Origin of the sequence: Devosia sp., from assembly GCF_039927955.1 — a bacterium.
GTDB lineage: Bacteria > Pseudomonadota > Alphaproteobacteria > Rhizobiales > Devosiaceae > Devosia.
The window spans coordinates 18,837-43,345 of sequence record NZ_JBDSUA010000006.1 but is presented as its reverse complement, the minus strand read 5'-3'; the positions used below and the strand labels follow the sequence as shown (position 1 = coordinate 43,345).

General features: G+C 60.9%; 23 protein-coding genes. 11 read left to right on the top strand and 12 right to left on the bottom strand.

The annotated features are described in order from the left end of the window. Window positions 1-3: 3 nt before the first annotated feature. The 3 genes from ABIT12_RS03430 to ABIT12_RS03420 are packed head-to-tail and all read right to left on the bottom strand — an operon-like array spanning window position 4 to window position 1,339. The gene (locus tag ABIT12_RS03430; protein ID WP_348046073.1) at window positions 4-321 is read right to left on the bottom strand and encodes a hypothetical protein; all 318 of its coding nucleotides are present in this window, start codon (window positions 319-321) and stop codon (window positions 4-6) included. After that, the gene (locus ABIT12_RS03425) at window positions 318-656 is read right to left on the bottom strand and encodes a DUF2304 domain-containing protein (RefSeq protein ID WP_348046071.1); all 339 of its coding nucleotides are present in this window, start codon (window positions 654-656) and stop codon (window positions 318-320) included. Before ABIT12_RS03425 ends, ABIT12_RS03430 begins: the two co-directional genes overlap by 4 nt. After that, window positions 653-1,339 carry a glycosyltransferase family 2 protein gene (locus tag ABIT12_RS03420; RefSeq protein WP_348046069.1) on the bottom strand — a complete coding sequence of 229 codons (687 nt, stop codon included), beginning with the start codon at window positions 1,337-1,339 and terminating at the stop codon, window positions 653-655. Before ABIT12_RS03420 ends, ABIT12_RS03425 begins: the two co-directional genes overlap by 4 nt. A gap of 36 nt (window positions 1,340-1,375) precedes the next feature. Between ABIT12_RS03420 and ABIT12_RS03415 the strand changes: the two genes are divergently transcribed. From ABIT12_RS03415 to ABIT12_RS03385, 7 genes are all read left to right on the top strand, one after another. After that, complete coding sequence (locus ABIT12_RS03415) at window positions 1,376-2,908, top strand: hypothetical protein (RefSeq protein ID WP_348046067.1); 1,533 nt, start codon at window positions 1,376-1,378, stop codon at window positions 2,906-2,908. A gap of 152 nt (window positions 2,909-3,060) precedes the next feature. Next, window positions 3,061-3,999 carry a GDP-L-fucose synthase gene (locus ABIT12_RS03410; RefSeq protein WP_348046065.1) on the top strand — a complete coding sequence of 313 codons (939 nt, stop codon included), beginning with the start codon at window positions 3,061-3,063 and terminating at the stop codon, window positions 3,997-3,999. A gap of 217 nt (window positions 4,000-4,216) precedes the next feature. Beyond that, on the top strand, window positions 4,217-6,082 hold the full coding sequence (locus ABIT12_RS03405) for a nucleoside-diphosphate sugar epimerase/dehydratase (protein WP_348046063.1): 1,866 nt from the start codon (window positions 4,217-4,219) through the stop codon (window positions 6,080-6,082). Window positions 6,083-6,210: 128 nt separating this feature from the next. After that, complete coding sequence (gmd, locus tag ABIT12_RS03400) at window positions 6,211-7,266, top strand: GDP-mannose 4,6-dehydratase (RefSeq protein ID WP_407065581.1); 1,056 nt, start codon at window positions 6,211-6,213, stop codon at window positions 7,264-7,266. Between the two features lie 291 nt (window positions 7,267-7,557). Next, complete coding sequence (locus tag ABIT12_RS03395) at window positions 7,558-8,895, top strand: pilus assembly protein TadG-related protein (protein ID WP_348046144.1); 1,338 nt, start codon at window positions 7,558-7,560, stop codon at window positions 8,893-8,895. After that, window positions 8,892-9,428, top strand: coding sequence for a TadE/TadG family type IV pilus assembly protein (locus tag ABIT12_RS03390; RefSeq protein WP_348046059.1), 537 nt, complete (start codon window positions 8,892-8,894; stop codon window positions 9,426-9,428). Before ABIT12_RS03395 ends, ABIT12_RS03390 begins: the two co-directional genes overlap by 4 nt. Beyond that, window positions 9,415-9,981, top strand: a complete 567-nt coding sequence (locus ABIT12_RS03385) for a TadE/TadG family type IV pilus assembly protein (RefSeq protein WP_348046057.1) — start codon at window positions 9,415-9,417, stop codon at window positions 9,979-9,981. Before ABIT12_RS03390 ends, ABIT12_RS03385 begins: the two co-directional genes overlap by 14 nt. Before the next feature lie 20 nt (window positions 9,982-10,001). Here the strand turns inward: ABIT12_RS03385 and ABIT12_RS03380 are convergent, their stop codons facing one another. The 5 genes from ABIT12_RS03380 to ABIT12_RS03360 all read right to left on the bottom strand — a co-directional run bounded on the left by ABIT12_RS03380 (window position 10,002) and on the right by ABIT12_RS03360 (window position 15,832). Next, window positions 10,002-11,027 carry a LacI family DNA-binding transcriptional regulator gene (locus ABIT12_RS03380; protein WP_348046055.1) on the bottom strand — a complete coding sequence of 342 codons (1,026 nt, stop codon included), beginning with the start codon at window positions 11,025-11,027 and terminating at the stop codon, window positions 10,002-10,004. Between the two features lie 137 nt (window positions 11,028-11,164). Beyond that, window positions 11,165-12,142 (bottom strand): ABC transporter permease, encoded by a 978-nt coding sequence (locus tag ABIT12_RS03375; RefSeq protein WP_407065580.1) that lies wholly within the window; start codon window positions 12,140-12,142, stop codon window positions 11,165-11,167. 8 nt (window positions 12,143-12,150) lie between these two features. Then, window positions 12,151-13,137: an ABC transporter permease gene (locus ABIT12_RS03370; RefSeq protein WP_348046053.1), complete on the bottom strand. Its 987-nt coding sequence runs from the start codon at window positions 13,135-13,137 to the stop codon at window positions 12,151-12,153. Further along, on the bottom strand, window positions 13,134-14,681 hold the full coding sequence (locus ABIT12_RS03365) for a sugar ABC transporter ATP-binding protein (RefSeq protein WP_348046051.1): 1,548 nt from the start codon (window positions 14,679-14,681) through the stop codon (window positions 13,134-13,136). Before ABIT12_RS03365 ends, ABIT12_RS03370 begins: the two co-directional genes overlap by 4 nt. Before the next feature lie 65 nt (window positions 14,682-14,746). Beyond that, the gene (locus ABIT12_RS03360) at window positions 14,747-15,832 is read right to left on the bottom strand and encodes a sugar ABC transporter substrate-binding protein (RefSeq protein ID WP_348046140.1); all 1,086 of its coding nucleotides are present in this window, start codon (window positions 15,830-15,832) and stop codon (window positions 14,747-14,749) included. 581 nt (window positions 15,833-16,413) lie between these two features. Between ABIT12_RS03360 and ABIT12_RS03355 the strand changes: the two genes are divergently transcribed. Together ABIT12_RS03355 and chrA are read left to right on the top strand one after the other, a co-directional pair. Further along, a complete protein-coding gene (locus ABIT12_RS03355; protein ID WP_348046049.1) occupies window positions 16,414-16,686 on the top strand; it encodes a DUF6894 family protein in 273 nt (90 codons plus the stop codon). Window positions 16,687-16,834: 148 nt separating this feature from the next. Further along, window positions 16,835-18,208 carry a chromate efflux transporter gene (chrA, locus tag ABIT12_RS03350; RefSeq protein ID WP_407065579.1) on the top strand — a complete coding sequence of 458 codons (1,374 nt, stop codon included), beginning with the start codon at window positions 16,835-16,837 and terminating at the stop codon, window positions 18,206-18,208. On the opposite strand, the gene ABIT12_RS03345 is transcribed toward chrA, so the two are convergent. Beyond that, window positions 18,201-18,902, bottom strand: a complete 702-nt coding sequence (locus ABIT12_RS03345) for a VIT family protein (protein ID WP_348046047.1) — start codon at window positions 18,900-18,902, stop codon at window positions 18,201-18,203. The genes chrA and ABIT12_RS03345 overlap by 8 nt on opposite strands. Before the next feature lie 206 nt (window positions 18,903-19,108). On the opposite strand from ABIT12_RS03345, the gene ABIT12_RS03340 reads away from it, so the two are divergent. Together ABIT12_RS03340 and ABIT12_RS03335 are read left to right on the top strand one after the other, a co-directional pair. Beyond that, window positions 19,109-20,329, top strand: coding sequence for an ROK family transcriptional regulator (locus tag ABIT12_RS03340; protein WP_348046045.1), 1,221 nt, complete (start codon window positions 19,109-19,111; stop codon window positions 20,327-20,329). Window positions 20,330-20,454: 125 nt separating this feature from the next. Next, complete coding sequence (locus ABIT12_RS03335) at window positions 20,455-20,967, top strand: hypothetical protein (RefSeq protein ID WP_348046043.1); 513 nt, start codon at window positions 20,455-20,457, stop codon at window positions 20,965-20,967. A gap of 5 nt (window positions 20,968-20,972) precedes the next feature. On the opposite strand, the gene ABIT12_RS03330 is transcribed toward ABIT12_RS03335, so the two are convergent. The 3 genes from ABIT12_RS03330 to ABIT12_RS03320 form a co-directional block, all read right to left on the bottom strand. Further along, the gene (locus ABIT12_RS03330; protein WP_348063286.1) at window positions 20,973-21,758 is read right to left on the bottom strand and encodes a DUF930 domain-containing protein; all 786 of its coding nucleotides are present in this window, start codon (window positions 21,756-21,758) and stop codon (window positions 20,973-20,975) included. A gap of 175 nt (window positions 21,759-21,933) precedes the next feature. Further along, window positions 21,934-22,863: a helix-turn-helix domain-containing protein gene (locus ABIT12_RS03325; protein ID WP_348046039.1), complete on the bottom strand. Its 930-nt coding sequence runs from the start codon at window positions 22,861-22,863 to the stop codon at window positions 21,934-21,936. Between the two features lie 138 nt (window positions 22,864-23,001). Further along, on the bottom strand, window positions 23,002-24,426 hold the full coding sequence (locus ABIT12_RS03320; protein WP_348046037.1) for a mannose-1-phosphate guanylyltransferase/mannose-6-phosphate isomerase: 1,425 nt from the start codon (window positions 24,424-24,426) through the stop codon (window positions 23,002-23,004). Window positions 24,427-24,509: the final 83 nt, after the last annotated feature.

Below are 24,509 nucleotides of genomic sequence, written 5' to 3'. Positions count from 1 at the left end.
CGTTCAGAGCGTCAGCATGACGATGCCGACAATAATCCCGCCGATACCCAGTGCATGCATCGGGGAGATAGTTTCGCCCAGAAACGCGACCCCGGCTATTTGCGTGCCGACAATCAGTCCTGCAGACGCAATCGGAAATGCCAGCGACAGCGGCATGGATCGAATGATCAGAAACGAAAACAGGATATAGCCGATGCCATATAAAAATGTGCCGAAGGCATACTGTATCGAGATGACGTTCTCGCTGGCCTTCATGAACGACAGCCCAGTGGTCGTTACGATAAAATAAAACATCAGCGTCGCGGCACTTGTGAGGTTCATTCGGACGATCGTTTCACTGGAGTACGCGCCGAGGTAATTGCAATCGATCTGGCCAGGGCGGTGACGATTTCGGAGTTCGCCCGGATCCGCAGATGCACGTTCAAAATGGCGACGATGAAGATCAGAATGAACATGTAGAGGATCAGGTCCGAACCTCTGCCCACGCCCATCGCGACTGCGATATTAGTGGTCAGCTGCGGCGCGAGCGTGAAGACTATGCCAATGACCGAAGCACACAGCACCGTCAGGCTGAGCGCTGGTGCCAACTTGCGCTGCACCACGGAGTAAACGGACATCAGCAGGAAAAACAGAATCAGGATGAACTGAATAATCAATTCCGTATCTTCTCCACGATCAGGTCGATGATTATCGCAATCGCGCCTGAGATTTTCTGGCCTTTGGCTTTTGAGTGTTCCGTGTAGGTGATGGTATTTGGCATCTCGATAAAAGAGAGCTTGGCGGTGCCGATCTGATGTAGAATTTCGGAGGCATGCGCCATACGGTTTTGCCGCATGTGGATGACTTCGGCAGCACGCCTGCTCAACACCCGCAATCCGTTATGCGTATCGGTGACGTCAAGGCCGGTGGTGAGCCGGGTGAACAGCGTCGCCGCGCGCAGCAGCAATCGCTTTGAGACCGGCATGCCTTCGGTATGGCCGCGAAATCGCGATCCCAGAACGACATCCATCCCTCTCGTCTGCATGGTTTCCAGCATGGCGGTGGCGTCATCGACGCTGTGCTGGCCATCGGCATCGAAGGTAACGATCGCCTGCGCTCCCAGCGACAGTGCGTATTTTATGCCTGTAGTAAGGGCCGCACCCTGACCCAGATTGACGGGGTGCCGGCATACATGCGCACCGGCCTCAAGCGCCAGATCGCCGGTAGCATCGGATGAGCAGTCGTCGACGACCACGACATTTTCATATCGGGCTAGCACGGTTTTAAGGGTCGTGCTTATCGTATTCTGGGCCGCCTCGTTGTAAGCGGGTATCACGAACCAGATAGTGTCGCCTGTCATCGAGAACCGACCGATCTTATAGAAAGCATTCGCGCAATGGCCTCGCCAAGCACATCGATGGACGCCACCGATAGCGGCAACCGGCCAACCATATCACTCGATATCTTCGCGGCGCTGGTCAGCATTGTGAGCTATTGGTGCAGCCTGCAGCGCTATGGTGTTTACGACTATTTCGACGGTATCCGCTACCTCGCAAGTGGCGTTGCCCTCCTGGTCGATGGCGCCGCCAGCCCCATTCCGATTGCTTACCAATCCAATGCCGTCGTCGCCGATTTTGTCGCCCAGCAGTCGCTGAACTACCCCTCGATCCCGTTCCAGCTCTGGGCTGCCGTCACCACCGGATTGGGATCGCTCCCGCTGGTGGCCACCAGCATCGCTGCCGTGATTTTTTACATCATACACAACATTGCCTTTGCGCGGGTGGCAAGACAGTTTCTCCCCTTGAAGCTGACGGTCGCCGCACTAGCGATGCTGTGCTTTGCCCCATCCATCTTCGTGCGCACCATGACGCGCCCGCTGCCGGACAGCTTTTTGTGCATGACATTTACGCTGGGCCTGTGCCTGGCGTTGAGCCGCCGGCCGATTTCGGCCGGGGTGGTCGCGGGCCTTGGCAGTGTGGTGCGGTTCCAGGGACTGCTGTTTGCCTGGTCGCTGGCGTTCCTCAATCGAACGCCCCGGAGCACTATTGCGACACTGGTCGCCTTCGCCGCCGTTGTCGGCGTCACCAGCGTCCTGCTGTCGCTGGTGTCGGCCGGCCTGCACGTGGAAAAGTCCGCCAGCAATTTCGGATTTTATCTCAACCTGATGTCGCCCGAACTTGCGGCCGCCGCCGTGCGGAAGATTCCGGCGGACTTAATGATGACGGTGTCGGCGCTGCTGGCGGTCAGGGAATTTGTTGTCCTGCTGCTGTCTGTGCCGGTGATCGGCCTTGCGATATTTCTGTCCTCGAACCGACTCGAAAAATCGACGCTGACATTTTTTCTGCTGGTGTCGCTCTACATCGCCTTTTTCAGCTATCACGTCATGACGGTCACGCTGGGGAGCGGACATGACGCACGCTATATCGTCTATACGATGCCGCTGCTGGTTCTGGCTGACTTCGTGTCGCTGTCGATCATTGCCCGAAGGCTCAACATCCTGAGGCCGGTAGCGCTCGTTGCGCTCGGCGTAATGGCGCTCTATGGGCTCTCGGTGGTGTACTACGCCGCCAGAATGGACCCGCTATTGTCGCGGGACTACCTGCCCGAAAGCGCGCTGTCGTTCATCGGCCCGGACAAGACCATTGCGCTCGCGGCCTCCGAAGAGGCGGCTTCCGAACTCTACATCGTCACCAAGGCCCGTCACCTGATGTGGCTGCCCGAAGATCCAGCTCAATTCACCGCGGGAATCAATCCCACCGTCGATTATCTGCTCGTCGGCGGCTATTGGAATTCGCCCTATGACGCCAAATGGTCGGCTGTGCGAAAATTGGACGCGCCCATCCGCGACGCCGGCGGCAACGAGTTCCGCAAGGTAGCCAAGACCGCCTACTATGACATTTACGCCAGAAGCGCCGGCGCTACGCCTTGAAATCCTCGACACCTGCCGGTGCGCCGCTCGCAAATTGGTGCTACTGGCTCGCGACAGCCGAACTTGCAGTGCCGCTGGTCGAACCCCGCGCTCAAACAAGCCGACGTGGCAGGTGATGCACGCCGCCACTTTCTAAAAGGAAGCCTGAATTCGTGTATGATCTGACAGGGAAGAAGGTCTGGGTCGCCGGACACAGGGGCATGGTTGGCAGTGCGCTGGTGCGTCGCCTGGCAGGCGAGAACTGCGATGTCGTCGTCGCTGGACGGGATGTCGTGGATCTCAAGCGCCAGTCCGAGGTCGAGGCCTATCTGAAATCGAGCCGCCCGGATGTCATCATCATGGCGGCGGCAAAGGTGGGGGGCATCCTCGCCAACGATACGCTGCCGGCCGAGTTTTTGTACGACAACCTGATCATTGAAGCCAATGTGATGCAGGCCGCCCACGAGGCGGACGTCAATCGCTTCCTGTTTCTGGGCTCAAGTTGCATTTACCCCAAGTTTGCCGCCCAACCCATTCGCGAGGATGCCCTGCTCACCGGGCCGCTGGAGCCCACCAATGAGTGGTATGCGATCGCCAAGATCGCCGGCATCAAGCTCGCCCAAGCCTATCGCAAGCAATATGGCCGCGACTACATTTCGGCCATGCCGACCAATCTTTACGGTTTTGGCGATAATTTTGACCGCCAGTCCAGCCACGTGCTCCCGGCCCTGATCCGCAAGGCCCACGAAGCCAAGATTCGGGGCCAAGCCACGATGACCATCTGGGGCACGGGCACGCCACGACGCGAATTTCTGCACGCCAATGATTGTGCCGACGCGCTGGTTTTTCTGCTCAAATCCTATTCCGGCTACGAGCATGTCAACGTTGGCTCGGGTGAAGATATCGCCATCCGTGATCTGGCCGAACTGGTCTGCGACGTCGTCGGCTTTAAGGGCGAGATCGATCAGGACCTGAGCAAGCCGGACGGAACCCCGCGCAAGCTGATGGATTCCCAGATTTTGCGCGGCATGGGCTGGGCCCCTTCGGTAGAGCTGCGCCAGGGGATAGCGGACACCTATGCCTGGTTTTTGCAGCATCAGCCCAACGGCTAGCCCGCTCCCGGCGCAGTCTGGGTGGCGGGCAGATCGAACAGCGCGATCACTGTTGTCCCTGCAAAAGTGTGATGTGACTTTATCCAAAGGCGTTTCTGTGCAAAGCGGTTCTGGGACTTGGTCGGCGCGATGTCTGCCGTGCTCCCCCGTTGAATTGTGTGGGTCACGAAACTCGAATGCTTCCAGCAAGCGTGCGCTTTAGATAAAAAGAAAATCAATGACCTACGAAGTGATCAATTGGCTGGGCAATATACCGCGTTTCTGGAAACGCGTTATTATGGTCGCGTTCGACAGTCTTGCCCTGGCCTTTGCACTCTGGGCCAGTTTTTCCCTCAGGTTCGGGGCCTGGACGCCGCCCAGCAACATTGCCCAATTCGCGCTGATTGCCACTGCGCCGCTGGTGGCGATCCCGATCTTTATCCGGCTCGGACTCTATCGCGCCGTCATTCGCTACCTGCCGGAACGCGCCTTGTGGACGGTCCTGCAAGCCACCACCTTTGCCGCCATCGGTTGGGTGCTGCTGCTGTTCCTGTCGGAAATGGCCTGGCGCGCCAATATCCCGCGCTCCGTGCCGGTTCTGTATTGGGCGATCGCTACCATCCTGATCGGCAGCAGCCGGTTTCTGGTCAAGCGGTTGCTGTGGTCCAGCGGTTCGCAAACCAAAAACCGGCAAATACTGGTCTATGGTGCCGGTGAGGCCGGTGCCCAGCTGGTCGGTGCATTGCGGGGCGGTCGCGAGCGCGTTGTTGGGTTTCTCGATGACAATCGTGGCCTGCATGGCCGGGACGTGGCTGGCGTTCGGGTGTTTCCGCCCGAGTATTTCCCCCGCTTGGTCGAACAATACGGGGTCGACGAAGTCATCCTGTCGATTCCCACCCTGTCTGCCGCGAGGCGCAAGGAAATTGTCGCCCTGGTTTCGGGGCATGGCGTAAAGATCCGCACCATCCCCTCGGTGTCCGACCTGGTCAGTGGAAAATACGCCGCCAGCCAGATCCGCGAAATCGACATCGACGAATTGCTGGGACGATCTTCGGTGCCGGCCGATCCTGACCTGCTGCGGACCATGATCGAGGGCCGTGCCATTCTGGTCACCGGCGCTGGCGGCTCGATTGGCTCCGAGCTGTGCCGGATGATCGTGAAGTGGTCGCCGCGTGTCCTCGTGCTGTTTGAGGCCAACGAGTTTGCACTCTATCAGATCGAGCGCGAGCTCGGGCCCGTCAGCGATGTGACCATCGTTCCGGTGCTGGGCACCATAACAGACGCCCGCCGGCTGCAGCACACCATCCAGAAATACGGCACCAACGTGTTGTTCCATGCTGCGGCCTACAAGCATGTGCCGCTGGTGGAGGCCAACGTCATCGAAGGCATCCGCAACAATGTCATCGGCACGCGCAACGTCGTCAACGTCGCGCTAGAAAATGGTGTCGACAATTTCGTGCTGATTTCCTCCGACAAGGCGGTCCGGCCCACCAATGTCATGGGCGCCACCAAGCGCTGGGCCGAGTTGATCGTCGAACAGGCATCGCTCTCGGCAGCCCAGCGCCAGACCGGGCAGCGCTTTTGCGCCGTGCGGTTCGGCAATGTGCTGGGCTCCAACGGTTCGGTCGTGCCCCTGTTCAAGGAGCAGATCGATCGCGGCGGACCAGTGACGCTGACCGATGCGGAAATGACCCGCTATTTCATGTCGATCCACGAAGCGGCCGAACTGATCATCCAGGCGGGCAAGCTGTCCGAGGGGGGCGACGTGTTCCTGCTCGAAATGGGCAGCCCGGTGCTGATCCGCGATCTGGCCGAAAACATGATCCGCCTTGCCGGCCTGACCGTTCTCAACGACGCAACCCCCGATGGCGACATCGAGATCGTCATAACCGGCAAGCGCCCCGGCGAGAAGATGTACGAAGAGATGTTTTACGACGCCAACAGCGCCGTCGCCACCAGGCATCCCAAGATCATGCGTTCTCCACAGGGCAGCAATATCGCCGATCTGGCGGCCTGGATGGATAGACTGGCAACCGCGATTGACGAGGACGACGAGGCCGCCGCGCGGGCGGTTATTTTCGAGGCGATTAAGCATACGGAATAAGCGGTGTGGTGCAGGGTGCCTGAGGCCTCATGCGGGCCGAAAGCCGGAGTTCGGACCAACTCCTGGTGTACGGGGTGACTAACCCTGTGCTAACAGGCACACACTCTGGGTTTATGAGGGATGGTTGGGTGTCAAAAGTCGCGCTGATTACCGGTGTAACGGGCCAGGACGGGGCATATCTGGCGCAGTTGCTGCTCGACAAGGGCTACATCGTCCATGGTCTCAAGCGGCGCTCCTCGTCTTTCAACACCGGCCGGATAGAGCATCTGTATCAGGACCCGCACGAGGCCAATCCGCGGTTCTTCCTGCATCACGGCGACCTGACCGACGCCACCAATCTCATCCGCATCGTGCAGGAAACCCAGCCTGACGAAATCTACAACCTGGCGGCCCAGAGCCATGTCCATGTCTCGTTCGAGACCCCGGAGTATACGGCGAACTCGGATGGCCTGGGCGTGCTGCGGATTCTCGAGGCCATCCGCATCCTCGGCATGACCAAGCGCACGCGATTCTATCAGGCCTCGACTTCGGAACTCTACGGTCTGGTCCAGGAAGTTCCGCAACGCGAAACCACGCCGTTCTACCCACGCTCGCCCTATGGCGTTGCCAAGCTCTATGCCTACTGGATCACTGTGAACTACCGCGAGGCCTATGGCATGTATGCCTGCAACGGCATCCTGTTCAATCACGAAAGCCCGCTGCGCGGCGAGACCTTTGTGACCCGCAAGATCACCCGCGCGGCGGCGGCGATCCATCTGGGCCAGCAGGACAAGCTCTATCTGGGCAATCTTGACGCGAAGCGGGATTGGGGTCACGCCAAGGAATATGTCCAGGGCATGTGGCTGATGCTGCAGCAGGATGAACCCGATGATTTCGTGCTGGCCACCGGGGAAACCACCGAGGTCCGGCAATTTGTGGCCTGGGCCTTTGAAGAGCTTGGGATCGCGATTGAATGGCGCGGCAAGGGCGTCGAGGAAAAGGGCTATGATCAGGCGACCGGCAAGTGCCTGATCGAAGTCGATCCCCGCTATTTCCGGCCGACCGAGGTGGAGTTGTTGCTGGGTGATCCCAGCAAGGCCAAACAGAAGCTGGGCTGGAGTCACCAGACCACGGTTCAGGAACTGGCCCGGGAGATGGTGCAGAGCGACCTGAAATTGATGCAGCAGGGCGCCAAGGCGGTCTGAAATCTATTTTGCCGAAGGGTCCGGCTGCGTTCTGACATGAAGTGATGGGCTCGCGTCGCCGTTGAACAGCGGAGCCGATGCGAGCGAAAAATATGCCTTGAGAACACCAGTTGTAAACGTTTTCGAGGCAAATCTGGTTCAATCGTTCGGAACCGGAATATTAGTGATTGGCCGACTATCTCCCATTGCTGCGTGAGCGGCCAGCCTGCAATTGGCTGACAATGACTCGCGCCAGCCGTCAGAACCAGTTGCCGATGATCGCTCAAGTGGTGTCGTCATCCTGCAAAAAATCTGCTGCGCGATTTTTGGCGGCATCGCGGTGGCAACGTCGCCCTGATGTTTGGATTGCTGCTGGTGCCGTTGCTGCTGGCGCTGGGCATGGCGGTCGACTATTTGCGCGTCTACAACGCCCAATCCGAGATGCAGACCGAGCTTGATGTCGCGCTCATTGCCGCCATCAAAAAGGTCGATAACCTCAATTCCACGCAGCTCGGCGACGTTATCAAGACCTGGTTTGCCACCCAGACCCGCGTGAGCAACTACGGCTTCAGCAACATCACCGTTGATACCAGCAACGCCATGATTACCGCCCGCGCCACGGCCAGCATTCCAACGACCTTCATGAACCTGGCGGGCATCAGCTCCGTGCCGCTGGCGGTAACCAGCCAGGTCGCCGGCCCAGCCACGTCTTACCTCAATGTCTACCTGGTCCTCGACAAGTCCGCGTCGATGATGCTGGCGGCAACGCCGGCTGGTCAGGCCACCATGCGCGCAAAAATTGGCTGCGAATTCGCCTGTCACACCGGAGATCCGCAGGTCGTCAACGGCGTGAATTATGCCACCAACTATGCGTTCAGCACCGCCAGCAACATAACCCTGCGCTCCGACGTTCTGCTGTCCGCCGTCGATGAAGTCCTCAACACGGTGAACGGGTTCGATCCTTCCCATAGCCGGATCAAGACCGGCCTCTATCGCTTGTCCACGACGGTAAGCCAGGTTCTGGCACCCACCGCCTCGACTTCGGCAGTGTCCAGTGCGCTCCGTCTGGCGTCGAACCAACTGACGAGCGCCTCCTCAACGGACGGAACCCGCTTCGATACGGCCATGACATCGCTGGCTACTCTTGTCGGCACCGCCGGTGACGGCAAGACCGCATCCACCCCGCTGAAACTGGTGATGATGATTACCGACGGGGTACAATCGGCGCGCGCCTGGGTGACGATGGGCTCGCCCAGCAACTGCAACTGGACGTCCACGCCGACCTGCTCGATGAGCGCAGCGTCCAAGCAGGTTACCCCGCTCAACCCGGCCTGGTGCAGCGGCGTCAAAAGCAAAGGCGCGACCTTTGCCGTGGTTTACACCAGTTACCTGCCCCTGACTTCGGACTGGGGCTATAATGGAACCGTCGGCAATTCCATGTCGAGCAGCGTTTGGACGACGACTTGGGGCGGAACGATGCATTCCGGAGTGCCGACCAGTACCACGCGCGACAACTATATTCCGATTGCCCTGGGGGACTGCGCCACGTCCTCCGATTATTTTATGCAGGCCACCGATGCCGCGGCGATCCAGACCAGCTTGAATACGCTGTTCGGTCGCTATCTGTCCTCGGTGCATCTGACCCAATGATCTTCCGTCGGCGGTCTGGTCCAAAATGGTTGCGTGGTTTTGGCAGCCGCACCGATGGCGCGGCGGCGGTGGAATTTGCCATGGTGGTGGTGCCGTTTCTGATTTTCCTGTTCGGGCTGCTCGAGATGGGCCTGATGTTTTTTGTCAATGCCTCGTTTGACGCCGCCTTGACGCGCGCGGCGCGGCAGGTGCGCACCGGCCAGGCCCAGCAGGCGGCCATGACCATTGGCGGGTTTCGCACGGCGGTCTGTTCGGGGCTGCTCAACCTGTTTGACTGCAGTAATCAGACCTATTTCACCGTTGCGGTGATCAGCAATCTGAATTCCGTCACCTATACCAACCCGATCGATTCCAGCGGCAATGTTTCGATTACCCAGACATTCAATCCGGGCGCGGCAAGCGACTTCATGCTGGTGCGCGGCTACTTGCATTACAAACCACTTTTTAACGTTTTTGGAGTTTTGCACGCACCCATGAGTGATGGCGGCTATCTGTTCGTTGCAACGGCGTTGTTCCGCAATGAACCGTTCTAGCTTTCCCCGCTTGGGTAGTGCCCGAGGTTTCGCTGCCGATCAACGGGGCGTATCGGCCATCGAGTTCGCGCTGCTGCTGCCGGTCCTGATGCTGCTTCTCGCTGGCACATTCGACCTGTGCCAGGCGCTGACCATCAATCGCAAGATGCGCCAGATATCATCGACGGTCGCCGATCTGGTTGCGCAACGCAGCACCATTTCGGCAGCGGACGTTTCCACTTTGCTTGCCGGGGCGGCCACCATCCTGGTGCCCAACGATACCACGAACCTGAAGATCGTTCTGTCCATCGTCGACGTGACCAACGGTATTCAGACCATCAACTGGTCAAAAGCCTACCAGACCACTGCGCTTGGTGCGGGCATCGTCAACCCCAACCCAGTTCCCGTCGCCATCGCCGAAAACGGCATCCAGATGGTGTCCGTCAAAGTCGACTACCAGTTTACCACGATCTTCTCGAGCTATTTGCAGGGGGTCCTGGGTCGCATTGGTTATTCCATGTCCGATACCCTGTATGAGCGGCCGCGCGTCGGCGACAGCATCATCCTGAACTGACGCAACGTCTTGCCGCCGCTTCAAATCCGGGCGGTGCTCTGGCGCGCCACAAGCTCGAAACCCAGATCGATGCTCGGCTGGGCCGGACGCCGTCCTGCGATGGCATCGTTCAACATCTCCATGGCCTTGCGACCCATCTCATAGCGGTGCGTCACCACGCTCGTCACCGACGGGCTGGCAACGCCCATGAATTCCAGGTCGTTGAACCCGACAATGCCGAAATCCTGCGGGATGTGCATGCGACGGCGCTGGCATTCAAACATCGCGCCCAGCGCCACGTCGTCGTTATTGGCCTGCACCGCATCCGGGTCCACTTGGCGCGACAGCAGTTCCGAGCAGAGCGCAGTGCCCAGCACAACCGAAGAGGGCTTGGATGAGGTGACGATCAGGGCCTCGTCAAACCGCCCGGCTTCGTGCATGACGCGCGAATAGCCGGCGAGCCGCCGCTGGGTGCGCGGGTCCATCTGTCCCGCGAGAAAACCGATACGGCGATACCCCTTGGAGAGCAGGTGGCGGGTGCCCGCACCCGCCGCATCCTCGTGCGAGAAGCCCACCTGCATATCGATGGGATTGGCGCCGACTTCCATGATCTGCACGATCGGGCAATCATTGCCCCGCAGCAGGCGCCTGACTTCGTCGCCGTGATCGGAGCCAGTGATCAGCATGGCAGCGGGACGCTGGCTGACAAACAGCCGCAGCAATTCCTGTTCTTTGAGCCGGGAATAATTGGTGATGCCCAGTTGGATTTGAAACCGCGTGCCCTCGGCGGCGTCATAGATCCCGGTCAGCACGTCGGCAAACACCGCATTGGTCAGCGAAGGGATGACCACGGCGATGACATCGGTGCGTGCCGAGGCCAGTTGGCGGGCGGCGGAATTGGGCACGTAGCCGATGGAGCGTACGGCACTCTCGATGCGTTCGCGCAATTGGCTGGAGACCGAACCGGGATCCCGCAGGGCGCGCGATACGGTAATGGCGCTGACGTCGGCAGCCTTGGCGACGTCAGCCAGGGTGGGGTTACCGGAAGTTTTGCGTTCTCGGGACATGGGCGGTTCAACAGCCTTTGCAAACAACCAGCCTCGGACATCGCCGGCAAGCTCATCGAGCCGGGTTCAAAAGTAAATTAACTCCCTTGTCGGGCGTCACAATGGTGCAGGGCCGCATGGCAGGTTCGCACCCTGCATCAGCGCCCGGATTTTTCTCGACCGTACAGCAGCAGCATGGCCACGATCACCACGCCATAAATAATCTGGCGGCCGAATTCAGCGATCTGCATCACTGACAGGATCGACTGCAGCAGGGTGATCAGGATCACCCCGGCAATGGTACCCAGATATTTGCCGCGCCCACCCAGGATCGATGTGCCGCCCAGAACCACCGCCGCAATCGCCGGTAGCAGATAGGCATCGCCCATCGATTGCGCCGCCTTGCCGGCATAGCCGGCCAGCAGTACCCCGGCAAAAGCAGCAAGACCTCCGCTGAGCGCAAAGGCCAGCATCACCACGCGCTGCGTCGGAATGCCCGAAAGATAGGCCGCGCTTTCCCGGTTGCCGATGCCATAGACGGCGCGACCGAACGTCGTGCGGTTGAGCAGGAACACCGCCAGCGCCCCAACTACGATCCACATCAGCACGGCATTGGGCAGCCCCAGGATAAGCGTGCCGGCCGCGAGGTATTTCATAGCCGCAGACGCTGAATCCTGCGGTGCAAAGCCGCCGGTATAGGCCACCATCAGGCCTTGGGCGACGGCATTGACCGCCAGCGTCACGATCATCGAAGGAATGCGCAGGTAAGCGACGCCGATACCGTTGACCAGGCCCATTGCCACCCCGCACAGGATGCCGAAGGGAATCGCCAGCACTTCGCCGGTCGGGCCATAGGCCGCTGCCGCCGCAGCCATCATGGCGCCCATGGTAACCGCCCACGGCACCGACAGGTCGATTTGTCCGATCAGGATGACGATCATCATGCCGGTGGCGACAATGCCCAGAAAGGCGCCGACCTTGAGCTGCTGCAGCAGGTACTCGGGCGACAGGAAGTTGCGCGAATAGAGGCTCCCCACGATCAGCAGCACGATGATGCATCCGAAGGCGATGGCGACCGGCATGTCGATGCGGCTGGTCCAGCTCGGTCTGCCTGGGGTTTGCGTGTTGGTGGTCATGGTGGGGCCTAGCTGAACAGTTCGAGGCGGTTACGGATCCGGAACAGGCGGGCTGCTCCAAGCGACACGGCGATCATCAGGATGATGCCCTGGAACAGCGGCTGCCACAGCGGGTCGATATCGAACACGAACATCAGATCGCCGATGGCGCGGAACGCCAATGCTCCCAGAATGGCGCCCACGGCACTGCCGCGTCCGCCGAACAGCGACACGCCGCCCAACACCACCGCAGCGATGGAATAGAGCGTGTAGGTATTGCCATTGGCCGCCGAAGCCTCCCCCGAATAGGTGAAAAAGGTCAGGAACAGCCCACCAATCGCCGCCATCAGGCCAGACAGCACATAAGCGGCGAACTTGGCCCGCTTGATCGGCATGCCCGACATATAGGCTGCCGTTTCCGAGGACCCCACTGCATAGACGGCGCGTCCGAGCACCGAGCGGCGGAACGGCACCCAGATCACCAGCACGATGCCCACCAGCAGCATCAGGCTGGCCGGGATCACCCCGAACACCTTGCCGGTCAGCGCATCGGCCAGATCGGAGCCGAAATCGCTGGTCGAGCCGGGGAACGGCCGCAGCCACAGGGCGATGCCAAAAAACACCGCGCCCGAAGCAATGGTGGCAACGATCGGCTGCAACCGCCCGAAGATGACGATGACACCATTGATGGCGCCGCAGATCATGCCGCTGAGCAGCACGCCAAAGACGCCGACCGTAACCATCACCGGTGAACCGGCGACGATGTAGGACGCCAGGCAATTGGCGAGGATGAACACCGCCCCCACCGAAAGGTCGATGCCGGCGGTCAAAACCACGAAGGTCTGCGCCATGGCCACCAGAGCCAGCAGCACGCCCTTGTTGGCGGCGGTCTGCACCACATTGGCGGTGAAGCCAGCCGGGTGGTTGGCGACATAAAGGGTGAACATCACAAGGAAGATGGCGAGTGCCAGCAGCGTGCCGCGATGCTCGGTGAAGGCGAAGCGGAACCGGGTCATGCCGTAACCGGCGCCGGGCCGGCTCCCTCGTTGACGTCGATGTTGAGGGCGCTGGCAATCAGCGCCCGTTCGGTGATGGCATCGCCCACCAGTTCGCGCTTGACCGCGCCGTCATACATCACCAGCACCCGGTCACAACACCCGATCAACTCGTCATAATCGGTGGAATAGAGCACGATCGCCGCGCCCTGGTCGGCCAACTGGCGCAGCAGCAGGTAGATTTCCTGCTTGGTGCCCACATCGATGCCGCGCGTCGGATCATTGAGCAGGATAATGCGCGGATTGTTCATCAGCCATTTGGCGATGACGATCTTTTGCTGGTTGCCACCCGACAGCGATCCGGCCGTGGCCGCGCTCCCCGCAGTCTTGATCGCCAGCAGCTTGATCATGGCATCGATGGATTGGTCTTCCGCGGCGCGATCGATCAGCCCGGCCTTGGAAACGCGGCCGAGCGAAGCAAAACTCAGATTGTCGCGCACCGACATCGGCAACATCAGCCCTTCGGTCTTGCGATCCTCCGGGATCAGCGCCATGCCGACATCGGCGGCCTTGGCAGCGCGCGGGCCGTTGATGGACTTGGGCTTGCCATCGATCAGCACCTGCCCACCCATGCCGCGCAGCACGCCAAAAAGTCCCAGCAGCAATTCGCGCTGGCCTTGCCCATCCAGGCCCCCCAGGCCCACCACTTCGCCGGCGCGCACCGAAAACGACACGTCGTTGAGGCGCGGCGCCCAGTTGAGGCTTTTTGCCTCCAATACCGGCGCCTTGCCGATATCGAGCGGCTTGGCCTTGGGCGGAAACATTGCCGAATATTCGCGCCCGATCATCAGTTCCACCACTTCGTTGTCCGATTTGGTGCCGGCCGCATAAGTCGCCACATTGCGCCCATTGCGGAACACCGTGCAGTCATCGGCCAGTTCGGCGATTTCATGCATGCGATGGGAAATATACAGCAGCGCGATGCCCTCGGCGCGCAGGCGCTTGAGCACACCGAACACCGTGGCGACGTCGGCGGCGGTGAGCGCCGAAGTGGCTTCATCCAGGATCAGCACGCGCGGCCTGCGTGCCAGCGCCTTGGCGATTTCCACGATCTGGCGGCGCGACAGCGGCAGATCCTTGACCAATTCGTCGGGATGAATATCGCCACCACCGGCCCGTTCGAGCGCCTCCATGGCAATGCGGCGCTGCGCCTTGCGATCGATCATGCCGAAACGGGTCGGCGGATTGGACACCACGATATTGTCGGCCACTGACAGGTCGGGGATCAGCGAGAGTTCCTGAAAGATGCAGACGATCCCGGCGGCATTGGCGGCAGCGGGATTGGCAAACGTCACCGGTCTGCCATCGAGCAGCATCTGCCCCTCGTCGGGCGATACCACGCCGGACATGATCTTGATCAGCGTCGACTTGCCGGCGCCGTTTTCGCCCAGGATGGCGTGGACGCGTCCGGCGTGAACGGTGAGTTCCGCCTGTTCGAGTGCCCGCACCCCGCCATAGCGTTTTGAGATGCCCTCCATGCAAAAGAGCGGCGTCAGTTCAGTCATACAATGCCCCTAAACCAGAATGCCGCGAGGATTGCTCCTCGCGGCGATCATTGCCTGTCGAACGACTATTGGTCGTCCTTGCTCTGGCCCATGATTTCTGCGGCATTGAAATTGATGCCGCAGGTGGGGAAGGAATTGCCGACGAAAAAATTGTCGGACTGGTCGGCGTAGAAATTGTCGCCATCCTTGAAGTTCGGGTCTTCCACCACCGACGTCGGCAGCTTGACCGACTGTGGAATGACTTTGCCCTGCAGCAGGTCGATAGCGGTCTTGACCGCCACGGCCACCTGGGCCGGGCCGGTGCCCGACGACGAGCAGACCAGGCCAGCGGCAGAGTACTGGGCGCAGAACTTGCGGAAGCCGTTCTCGGTTTCGCCCGCAAACGGCACCCATGGATGCTTCGCGTCGATCATCGCCTGAACGATACCGGTATCGCCGCCCTGGGCAGCGATGGCGTCGAACTGACCCTGTACGGCGAACGCGTCGGCCGCAGCCTTCTGGGCGGTGCCGTCATCCCACTTGCCGACAACTTCGACGACGTCGAACTTCTTGCCCGATGCATCAAGCCCGGCATGCAGGCCGTTGTGACGGTCGGTATCGACCGAGGTGCCGGCGACGCCGCGCACTTCGAGCACCTTGCCGCCCTCGGGCAGGTGCTTGAGGATCCACGCCGACTGCAGCGAGCCAATCCCGACCTGATCGACATTGACGTTGATGGCGTCCTTGGTGTCGAGGATATTGTCGAACGCCACCAGCACCACGCCGGCTTCCTTGGCGCGCTTGATCACCGGGCCGAAAGCCTGCGGATTCTGGGCGTTGACGATAATGGCGTCGTAGCCGCTATCGATGAAGTTGTTGATCGCCGAGATCTGGGCGGCCACGTCTTCACCGGTGGAGACCACCTTGAATTCCTTGAGCATGGCAGCGACTTCGGGCTGGGCTGCGTAGGCCTTTGCCGTCTGGATCATCTGGATGCGCCAGGTATTGGCGATATAGCCGTTGGCCAGCGCCACGCGATATGGCCCCGGCTTGGCTGGGTATTGGAAAAACTGCGTATCGGCAGCCCAGGGTGCATAGCACTCCGCATCAGCAGCCGGCCCGGCGACCATTGCCGGTTCGGCCTGGGCCATCGTGCTCAGCGCCGTTGACATCACCAGCGTAGCGGCAGCGCCGCCGGCCAGTTTCAGAAGCGTATTCAGTTTCATCGGTAAACCTCCCTTTCCGATTGAACAGGGCAAGTCGCGCAAATCGCCTTTCGGCCGTTTCGTGGCCGTTAATATTTATTGGCGGATTGTCGCGTCCATCCCCATCGCTCACCAGCAAACCAACAAATGATAGCGCTGTCAATTCGTGCGGAAGCGGCGAGCTGCATCGTTTGCGCGCGCTAAGCTATTGATATGTAATATACTATAGACTGCGGATTTGACGGCGTCGTTGTTATACTTTGGTAGCGCTAATATATTACCAAATGTGCCGACGGGATGAGTTTTCTCATGCTCCGGCAGAAGCGCGGGCAACTGGTCAGGTGGCGTCGCTGATTGGTCTTCGGCCCCTCGGGGCAACCCCGGCTGCTGCCTCAAGGCAGGCGCCTGGGCAACATCGTGGCCCGCCTCGGCGGCGCAATTACTGCCGGATTCAACCCTGCAGGGTGTTCTGTTCCGCTTTGTGCGGTTTCGGTCAAATCGCAACTTTGCCCGGGGCTTGGCGTTACTGGCCTGAGCCGGAGGCGAAAATGTCCCGTTATTTCTTCAATATGGTCGATGGTATTTCCATCTCCGATCCCGAAGGGCGAGAATTCGCAGGCGACCTTGATGGCCTGCGCGTGGAGGCGATCAAGGATGCTCGTCAACTGATCAGCGACGCGGCGCGGTCGGGCAGTGACATTTCCGATCGGCGCTTCGAAATCTGTGATGAACAGGGCAGGCTGGTACTGATTGTGAACTTCACCGAAGCCCTGGACCCTGAGCCGCAGCGCCCTGCGGTCGCCGCCGTTCATCGGCGGTAGACTGGCGCTGCCGTTTCACCGCGACAGCCGTACTGTGGATCACCATCGCTGAAAGCGGTTCTGCCTTGGCCAATATAACAAAACGTCATTTACATCTGCCATAATGGTACGATTGCCGCTGCGCGGGGCGCGGTCACCGGATGCCAGCATGAGTTTGAGTTCCTTCCCCAATCAACAGGCTCCAGCCTATCCCGGCTTTTTCGACATGACGGCGGTGTTTGCGCGCATCGGTTGCCTCAGCTTTGGCGGACCGGCGGGACAGATCGCCTTGATGCACAAGGAACTGGTCGAGCAGCGGCGCTGGATTTCCGAAGAGCGGTTTCTGCATGCAATGAACTATTGCATGCTGCTGCCCGGCCCTGAGGCGCAGCAATTGGCCACCTATATCGGCTGGCTGCTCTACGGCACGCGCGGCGGCGTGGTCGCGGGAACACTGTTCGTCATTCCCGGCCTGCTGGTCATGCTGGCGCTGTCAACCGCCTATGCGCTGTTCCATCAAACTGCGTTGCTCGACAGCCTGTTCTTCGGGCTCAAGGCGGCGGTGCTCGCCATTGTCATCGAGGCGGTGATCCGGGTCAGCGGCCGGGCGCTGCGCAATCGGTTCATGCTGGTCGTGGCAGCCCTGGCATTCGTTTCGCTCTTCGTTTTTGCCGTGCCGTTTCCGCTGATCGTGCTGGCCGCAGGTCTGCTCGGTTATGCCGGCACGCGATTGCGGCCTCAATGGTTCGCTACCCCCGCCAGGAAGGCCTCCGATGCTGCCGGCGGCAGCGCCGTAATCGACGTCAATGTGCCGGACGTCGAACCGACGCTGGCGCGTGCCATACGGGTGATCCTGATCTGGGGTGCTCTCTGGTTGGCGCCACTGCTTGTCATCGTGCCGCTGCTCGGCTGGTCTAATACCTATGCGGCGGTGTTCGGCTTCTTCTCCCAGATGGCCGTGGTTACCTTCGGCGGCGCCTATGCGGTGCTCGCTTATGTGGCGCAGCAGGCCGTGCAGAGCTTTGGCTGGTTGCAGCCGGGCGAAATGATCGATGGGCTGGCGCTGGCCGAAACCACGCCGGGACCGCTGGTGCTGGTGCTGAGCTTTGTCGGATTCCTGGCCGCCTATCGCGCCCCCTTCGGCCTTGATCCACTCTGGGGCGGCATTGTCGGGGCGGTGCTGACCGCCTGGGTCACCTTCGTGCCGTGCTTTTTGTGGATATTTCTGGGTGCGCCTTATATCGAGCGGCTGCGGCAGAACCGGGCCTTGTCCGGCGCGCTGGCCACCATCACCGCCGCCGTGGTCGGGGTCATCCTCAACCTGGCGATCTGGTTTGGCCTGCATGTGGTCTTCGCCCACGTCGGCACTTTGCGGTCCGGACCGATCACCATGCCGTGGCCCGATTGGGCCAGCCTTGATCCATTGGCGCTTGGCCTGAGCCTGCTGGCAGCGCTGGCGCTGTTCCGGTTCAAGCTGGGCATGCTCAAGACCCTGGCGCTGTTTGGTGTCGCGGGCCTGCTGGTCGGTCAGTTCCTCAGATAACCGTGCCAACCAGCTTGCCGATACCAGCGGTGACCAGCATTGCCAGCGCCCCCCAGAAGGTAACCCGCAGCGTCGGTTTCCAGATCGGGGCGCCACCGGCCTGCGCCCCCAGCGCGCCAAGTGCTGCCAAAAACAGCAACGAGGCCAGCGACACCGCTGGCACCAGCCAACTGCCACGGACCAGCACCACCATCAGCAAAGGCAGCGCCGCACCAATCGAAAATGTCGCCGCTGAAGTCAGCGCCGCCTGCACTGGTCGCGCGGTGGAGATATGGGAAATTCCCAACTCATCGCGGGCGTGGCTGCCCAGCGCGTCCTTGGCCGTAAGCTGGACGGCAACCTGCTGGGCCAGCGCCGGATCGAGCCCGCGGCCAACATAGATATCGGCCAGTTCCTGCAATTCCAGTTCGGGCTGTTCGCGCAATTCCTGCCGCTCACGCGCCAGGTCGGCCTGTTCGGTATCGGCTTGCGAACTGACCGATACATATTCGCCGGCCGCCATCGACATCGCGCCTGCCACGAGGCCAGCAATGCCAGCCAGCAAAATGGCGGATTGACCGGCGGCGGCCGCCGCGACGCCGATGATCAGGCTGGCGGTCGAGACAATCCCGTCATTGGCGCCCAGCACCGCTGCGCGCAGCCAGCCGACGCGGTCGACCTGATGGGTTTCTGGATGGGCAAGCGGCTCGTTCATCTGCGCGTCCATCCTTACGCGGACCGGCCGCTATTGACGCCTTCAGCTTGCTGCTGCACCGGAGGTCAGTCAACCCTCGCATACATGGTCAAACCACAGCGCGACCGGTTCATTGCGGTCCGGGTCGCTTTACCCTTTTCCACGGCGGCGAATTGTCCCATGCTGGGGGACCATCCAGTTCCTGCTCAAGATTTGCGCGAGGTCAATTGTCCCGGGCCGAGACACACGATATTTTTGAAGCCGGCGCCAAGCGCATGGCCGCCTCTGGCCTGCGCCAGAACAATGAGCGCGCCGTGCTGATCGCGGTGGCGACGCAGCCTGGTTCTTCCAGCGCCGAAATTGCCCGCCGCACCGGGCTGGGGGCGCAGTCGATTTCCCGCATTCTGGGTGATCTGGAAGTCGAAGGCATGGTCATGCGCGGCGAAGCGCGTCGAGGCTACCGTGGCCAGCCCGCCATTCCGATCTATCTCGATCCCGGCGGCGCCTATTGCATCGGTTGCGAAATCGGTTGGCAACATCTGGAAATTGTCGCGCGCAATCTCAGCGGCGAAATCCTCGGACAGCAGCGCCGCGACTATGCTTTCCCCGATGCCACAACCATCGTTGCCGAAGTGACAGCGCTTGCCCGGCAAATGACCGACCTGATCGCACCCGGGCATCGATCGCGATTGATCGGGCTGGGTCTGGCGCTGCCCGGCGGCACTGCCCGCCATATCAATAGGTTCGGTGGCACAGAGGCCGACGCTGCGGCGTGGAAAAACCTCGATATCACCAACCAATTGGCGGCATCGACCGGCCTGCAGATCTTCGCCTTCAATGATGGCAATGCCGCCTGCTGGGCCGAACTGGCGGCCTCTCCGGCGCCCCGGCCCAACAATCTGGCCTATTTTCTCGTCGGCTCGTTCATTGCCGCAGGCATTGTCGCCGAGGGGCGCCTCTGGGAAGGGCCGAGCGGCAATTCCGCCAATCTGGGCTCCATCCTGGTCACTGACCGCCACGGAAAGCAGAATTTCGTGCATCTGATCGCTTCGATCCACGCGCTGGAAAGCCTTTTGCGCGCTGCCGGCAAGCCGGTGCCGGTGGGAAGCCCTGCGCAGTGGGATTGGCCGACGCTGGAGCCAGAGGCCTCGCTTTGGCTGGACGAGGGGGCCAAGGCGCTGGCCAAGGCCATTGTCAATACGGCCGCAGTGATGGAGTTCAACATCGCTATTGTGGATGGAGCAATGCCCCGGCCCATCGTGCAGCGGCTGGTCGATCTGGTGCGACACCACAGCCAGGACCTGCCGGTACTAACCACCGACCGCCCAAAGGTTGAGATGGGTCGGCTCGGCGCCGCCGCTGCGGCGCGTGGCGCGGCCTCTATACCGCTCTATCGCCGGTTTTTCTCGCGCGAACGCGAGGACATTCTGGCTGCCACCGTGCGCTAGAATGCCGCGAAATTCATCATTTTCTTACCCTGAGTGATAAGCCGTCCTTAAGAGGTTTAATTCATCTTGGAGAGGAATTAATCTTCGGCGGCCGGTATCCTCCATCCGCCGGTTCGGAACTATCCATGGAAAAGCCAACCGCTCGTTATGTGTTCGATGCGATCCTGGGCTGGGGGAGGGGCACCGTGCTGGAGAACGGTACTGAGGAATTTCCGGTGCCGTCCGGGCCCGTCATCCTCAACGCCGACATCCTTGCTGGGATCCGCGACGACTTGCTGGCCAATGCCGAGCAGCTGCTGATCGAAATCGAAAGCGCCCTGGCGGGCGCCGATCTGCGCGCGGCCGATCAGGGATTGCGCGCCCTCAAGACTGCCGCCCAGACGCTGGGATATCGCGGACTCGCCCGCGCCGCCCAGACGGGTCGAGGCATTCTGGGCATGGCGCCGGGCCTGGATATGCTGGCCCTCCGCACATCGCTCGATCTGGCTAATGCGGCCACCCGGCCCGACCTGGCAACGCCGGCCTATTGCGATCTCGGATCGTCCCCGCTGCGCGCGATGATCCTCGACCAGGAGCAATACTGGACCGCCATCGAGATGCACATCGAGCTCCAGAGCACCGAGCGCCCCCGACACTGATAGGTTCAGTCGGCCGGATCGTCCTCGGCGCTAAGACTATGGGCTTCCCATTGTTCCGGCGGGATCAGTTCGCCCACCTCGAACTTGAAATCGGCGACACCCTGATAATCGGGCGAAGCGGTGCAGGAAAACCTGAACCTGTACCATTGCCGCGCGTCCCGGATCGCCCCGCCCTCGGCGGTCAGCGTCTGGCCGGCGACGGTAGTCTCGGCAAAGGCATAGGGCACCAGCGTGTCGGGGTTCAGCGATGGCTTCCAGGCATGGACCTGCTCCAGCGCCTCGATATTGCAGAGCTGTACGATGCGCTCGTCACTCGCCAGCAGCGGCAGCGTATCGCGGATTTCCTTGTTGGCCGGTTCCGACAGGATCGAGGAGGCATAATACTGGCTCGATTGCACCATGCCGCCGGCCTTGGCGGCCGGTACAACAGCCGCTGCCGCTGCGGTCCTGGTCGGCGCGGTCCTCACCGGCACGAGCGGTGCAGCCGGGGCGATTGGCGCTGGCTGCGTCGCCGTCCGGTATTGCCGCTCGCTCACCAATTGTACCGCAATGGCGTGTGGACGCGGCACCACCAGCGGATGCACGCTCCCCACCAACAGCCAAAGTCCACCCAGCAGCAGATGCAGGCCCACCGACACCGGCAGCGGCCATCGGGCATCGCGCGCCTCGGGCCTGAATGCAACCCAACTCATGCCCGTCGGCAACAAGGCAGGGCGCAGGCCGAGAGCCTGTTGCACGACGCGGGTAATGGCATCAAGAACCGGCAAATCGGCAACCGTGGAAAATCGCAATGGATTACTTGCAGGTGTTTACGGCTGTTTTTGGGAGTGCCGAAAATTCAGCTCAGCGTGCCCCAATCGTTAACGAATTCGTCCCCAGATGCGCATCGACGTTAACGTTAATGTGGATCGTCTTTTGCGGTTCGTATCCAGCTTGCCAGTGTGAACGGCGGATGGCCGGTTCGGTTCAGCGCTTGGTCTGCAGCCGTAGCACGATGTCCTGATCGTAATTGCCGTAGCCACGGCCAAAGATATTGATCCCGCCCGGATGTCTGGCGTCTTCGCGCACCCCGATGCGCAGGCGGATCGAGTGATGGGTTTCAAGGTCCAGGTCCTTGAGCGACACCGGGGAGATTTTTACCCCGTCGACAAAGGTGCCCGTGGCGGTAATGCGCCAACTCTTGAGCTTGCCATACTGGCTGCCCTTGAGTTTCCACCAGCTTGGCGTATAGACGCCGCGCTTGTCGCCGAAGTCGCCCGGCGAGGTCCAGGTGCCCACGTCCTGCCCGTTGACCGATACGGTAATGTCGGAGGGCCAGTCGGCCGAGGTGCCCGGCACTTCCGAGCTCAGCTCCATGGAAAACTCCATGGTTTCAATCTCGTTCTTGGCCAGCTTGGCATTGTTGGGGAACTGATATTCCACATAGCCGCGGGTAAACCAGATCAGCCCGGCCTTCATCCGGTCGGGGTCGAGAAAGGTATCGGGCACATCGAGCAGCCCGATAATGCCATCGACTGAACACAGCCCACAGGGTGAGGAGACTTCGCAACTGGTATAGAGCCCCAGCGGCATCGACACTTCGATCGTGTCCGAGTTGGACACGGCCACCCCGGCCTTGAACATCACCATGATTTCGTCGAACGTCGAATGACAGATCTTCTGGTTGCCCTTGCGCGCCTTCTGCGTTTCGGTGCGGATCAGCCCGGCGGTTTCCAGGATTTGCACATTCGAGGACACTGTCGATTGCGGCAGGTCCAGTGCGTCGGCAATGTCGTTGACGTTGAGCGCGCCCTTGACGTGCAGCAACTTCAAGATCTTGACGCGGACGGGCGACGCCAGTCCCTTGAGCACTTCGATATCGTCTTCCGGATCGACCACCAGGAAATTGCGGCTCATCGGCAGCTCGCCTCGGTTAGCGGATAAACTGTACCCGCGCACCCCGTCTGTATCAACTATTCGGATTTAATCAATCGTCAAAAAACAGCCCCGCCGCTCCGCCAATCTGGCGCAGAGCAACCGGGCTATTTGTGCGGATCAGGCGCGACCGAACTCGTCTTCGATGCGGATGATATCGTCTTCGCCCAGATACGAGCCAGTCTGTACTTCGATCAACTCGAGCAGGATTTTACCCGGATTGGCCAGCCGGTGTACACAGCCCAGCGGCAGGTAGATCGACTGGTTTTCCGCCAGCATCGTGACATCGCCGTCGATGGTGACTTCGGCGGTGCCGGAGACCACGATCCAGTGTTCGGCGCGGTGATGATGCTTTTGCAGCGACAGTTTCTTGCCCGGCTTGACGAACAACCGCTTCACCTGGAAGCGGTCGCCATGCAGGATCGACGAATAGCCGCCCCATGGCCGATAGGCGGTGCGGTGGATTTCGGTGAGGCCGGCGGTCTCGGGGCTGGCGCTCAGGGTCTTGACGATCTGGCCGACCTTTTGCGCCTGCGACAGCTTGCCGACGAAAATCGCGTCCTCGCTGGCAATCACCGCCACGTCGTCGAGCCCCTGCACCACGACATGGGCATGTTCTGAAATCACCAGCGAATTGGTGGTATCGGACAGGCTTGCCTTGCCCTGGGTCACATTGCCTTCAGCATCCTTGCCGCTGGCAGTCCACACCGCGTCCCAGCTGCCAAGGTCGGACCAGGCATAGCTGACCGGCACGATCGAGACGCGGTCCGATTTTTCAAACACCGCATAGTCAACCGAAATATCCGGCGCCTTGGCAAATTCGGCCGCGTCGAGACGGATGAAATCGAGATCCGCCTTGGCTGCGGCAACCGCTGCCTTGCTGGCGGCATAGGTGTCGGGGCCATGCTTTTCCAGTTCGCTCAGGAACGTCTGCGCGTGCAGCATGAACATGCCCGAATTCCACACGAAGCCGCCCGAGGCCAGCATCTGTTCGGCCTTTTCCAGCACCGGCTTTTCCACGAAGCGCTTGACCTCGTAGACACCGGGCGCGCGTTCCTGGCCGGATTCGATATAGCCGAAGCCGGTTTCGGGATGAGTCGGGCGAATGCCGAAGGTCACCAGGCGGCCCTTTTCGGCTTCGGCAGTGGCCTGATCGACCGACAGCCAGTAGCCCTCATCAACCGTAATCGCATGATCGGACGGCAGCACGTGGATCAGCACGTCGCGGCCGAACTGGTTGACGGCCTGCACGGCGGCAACCGCAATGGCAGCGGCGGTATTGCGCGCAATTGGCTCCAGCAGCATGCCGGCCAACGGCCGTCCGGCTTCCTGGGCCTGTTCAGCCACGAGGAACCTGTAGTCATTGCCGGTCAGGATCAGCGCATCGGAATAGCGTTCATTGGCGACGCGCAGCAGGGTCTGCTGGAACAGGCTCGAAGGCCCCATCAGCGGCAAAAACTGCTTCGGCCGCGCCGAGCGCGACATTGGCCAGAGGCGCGTTCCCTTGCCACCAGCAAGGATTACCGGAACGATGGGTGAAGGCATGCATGCTCCTCAAGTGATCTGCGGCGACAGCCAGTATTACTGCAAAGCAATTAGACTAAACGCGGCCGGCAACGTATGGCGGA